The organism is Roseibium sp. (genome assembly GCF_025698965.1).
Classification (GTDB): Bacteria; Pseudomonadota; Alphaproteobacteria; order Rhizobiales; family Stappiaceae; genus Roseibium.
Map to the genome: position 1 here is coordinate 1 of NZ_JAILWL010000659.1, position 2,691 is coordinate 2,691.

The 2,691-nt window shown below is 58.0% G+C and carries 2 protein-coding genes and 1 pseudogene; all 3 read right to left on the reverse strand.

The window, feature by feature from the left end:
• Positions 1-375 (reverse strand): annotated as a pseudogene (locus K5905_RS31225) (amidohydrolase); the annotation flags it as partial.
• A gap of 19 nt (positions 376-394) precedes the next feature.
• On the reverse strand, positions 395-2,113 hold the full coding sequence (locus tag K5905_RS31230; RefSeq protein ID WP_297591611.1) for a gamma-glutamyltransferase: 1,719 nt from the start codon (positions 2,111-2,113) through the stop codon (positions 395-397).
• A partial coding sequence (locus K5905_RS31235; protein ID WP_297591612.1) for an ABC transporter ATP-binding protein occupies positions 2,077-2,691 on the reverse strand: 615 nt, incomplete at its 5' end. The genes K5905_RS31235 and K5905_RS31230, both read right to left, overlap by 37 nt.

The following is a 2,691-nucleotide window of genomic DNA, read 5'->3' on the forward strand; positions in this document are numbered from 1 at the left end:
CTTTACAGCCGCGGCTGCCATGAGAGCGCCCGCCCCCAACAGGTTGTGCCCACACCCGTGTCCCGCCCCCCCGAATTCGACAGGCTGGGGTTCCGCAACGCCGGCAGACTGGCCAAGTTCGGGCAGAGCGTCAAACTCACCCAAGATGGCAATCACGGGTCCTTCGTCACCTGCTTCCCCGACAATAGCCGTTGGAATTCCCGCGACGCCTTCGGAAATTCGAAACCCTTCCAATTCCAGCATCTTCTTGTGTTCGGCGACCGACTTGAACTCCGTGTAGGCGATTTCCGGCAAATCAAATACGCGATCGGAAAGCCCGACATAGTCCTCACGACGGGCATCAACTAAGTCCCAGACACGATCGGTGTTTTTCATTCTTTCCTCCAAAATGGGATCAGCACACGCCAGCGGCACCGGCATAAGCCGGGTCGGCAGCGGCTTCAAACTTGCCTTCAGGGCTCCAGCCAACGGCGTGAACAATTCCAATATGATCAATCGGTCCCCGGTCGGTTTCCTCTGCCGGGATATTTGCTTTGTTCAATTTGTCACGAAGAGCTGATGGAATATCGGCATGCAAACGAACGACAGGACCGACCCAGTTTGCGCGCGGTTTGCAAATGGCATCCGACAGGGGGGCCCCTGCGAGCAGATGGCGGACAACGCTTGCAACAGCGCCTGGTATCCTTTCGCTTCCAGCTCCTCCAACAGCGTATTGGGTCGACCCCACGGTCAGAAGCGCCGGACATTGTTCGGTTACGTCTTCGACGCAAGGCTCAGGATCGAATTCCATGCGGTAGGAGTGCGCCAACAGAATTCCGTATTCGGGGTCTGCAATTCTCGCCCCAAAATGGGGGCCGATCGACTGGGTCAGCGAAACTTGAAGTCCGTCCTTGTCGACTGCACTCAAATGCGTGGTATCGCGTTCTTCCGCTGCAGGCGAGCGCGGAGCAATATCCAGAAATGGCAACCAGCCGTTGAGGTCTTTCATTTTTTGGGTGTCCGAGACAACAGCGCGCAAATCTCTCCAGCCATGGGCTTCAGGGATGATCGCCCGGTCCACCAGATCCTCATAGGCAAGCGGTTTGGATTTGGGCTTAAGCGACCTCAAATACTGCGGTCGGTCGTCAAAGGCCTGACTGATAGCCAGGAGCTGAGCCAGCTCGAGGTCAGTCTCGCCTGTCAATGAACGGGCGGCCCATTGATTGAGCGCCACGATCTGTAAAAGCGTGTGCCCCCATCCCTGGCGTCCGATACTGACAAGCTCCCAGCCGGCATTGGCCAACCGGACGACCTCTCCATCTCTTGCGGCGATCCGAAGCACGTCGTCCGGCTGCCACACCCCGCCTTTGGATTCGATGCGCAAGGCCATTTCTGCGAAGAAGGTCTGATCCGTGAACGGGTCGCGTGTCTTTGCGGATACATTCCGAAAAAAGCGGGCAAGCCCCTTGTGCACAAATGTCTCACCAACCCGAGGTGGGTGGCCACTTGGCAGGTACCAGCTCCGTGCGTCGACGTCCTTCAAATCACCAGCTCGGTTTGCCCAGACCTGCGCCAGTTCGTCAGGCACTTCAAAGCCGTTTTCCGCGAGCGAAATGACCGGATCGAGAACTGTTTCTAGCGGCAGGCGGCCTGTCTTCGCGTGAAGCTCGAGGATTGCACTCGTGCAGCCCGGCAAGGGGATCGGCGCAGCACCCGTTGGGATGGCGCTGGGAGCCCGGGTGGTTCCGTCGATGGCAGTCGCTGGGCCGGAACACGTTCGATAGAGAACATGCGCGCGTCCGGCAGGTGAACAATTGGCCGGGTCTGCCACCATCATCGCAAATGCCATCCCAGTGGCGGCATCTCCCGCTGTGCCGCCAGCATTCAGGAGGTCGAGCCCAACCCGCACGGCATGCGGGCTACCTGCGGCAACCGCACCGAAATCACCGAATGTGTTTGCGACAATGCGCGGAACACCGAGGCTCTTACGCATCTTCAGATCTTCTATCAAGGCTGTGGTTTCGCCCGAAGACGAACCTGGCTCCGCCTCCCGCAAAGAAACTTTTGACATGGGGGGGAACGTGACATCCTGTCCTGTCATGCCGCGGCCTCGGCAGATTGCTTGACCAGGCATGCTGCCATCCGGTCTTCAGAGTGTTTTTCCAGAACCGGGATTTCTTGGCGACAGATAGGCTGTGCCAATGGGCATCTTGGATGAAACGTACAGCCGGATGGAGGATTGAGCGGTGATGGGATCTCACCCTTGATTGGGGCAAATTCCTGACTGCGCCGGTCCAGGCGGGGAGCTTCCGCCAGAAGAGCATGTGTGTATGGGTGGATCGGGCCGTTGAAGATGTCCCGGGTCTGCCCGAGCTCGACGACCTTGCCGAGATACATGATCGCGATCCGGTCGGAGATGTGCTCCACCGCACCGAGATCATGACTTATGAAGAGATACGTCAGGTTGAATTCGTCCTTCAGGTCCATGAAAAGGTTCAGGATCTGGGCCTGAATGGACACATCCAGTGCAGAGATGGCTTCGTCACACACAATCAGGCGCGGCTTCACGGCAAGTGCCCGTGCGATTCCAATCCTTTGGCGTTGTCCTCCTGAAAACTGGTGCGGGTAACGCTGCATGTAATCGGGGTCCAGTCCGACCTTGTTCAACAGGTCGGCCACATATTCCCGACGTTGGCTTCGATTGATGATCCC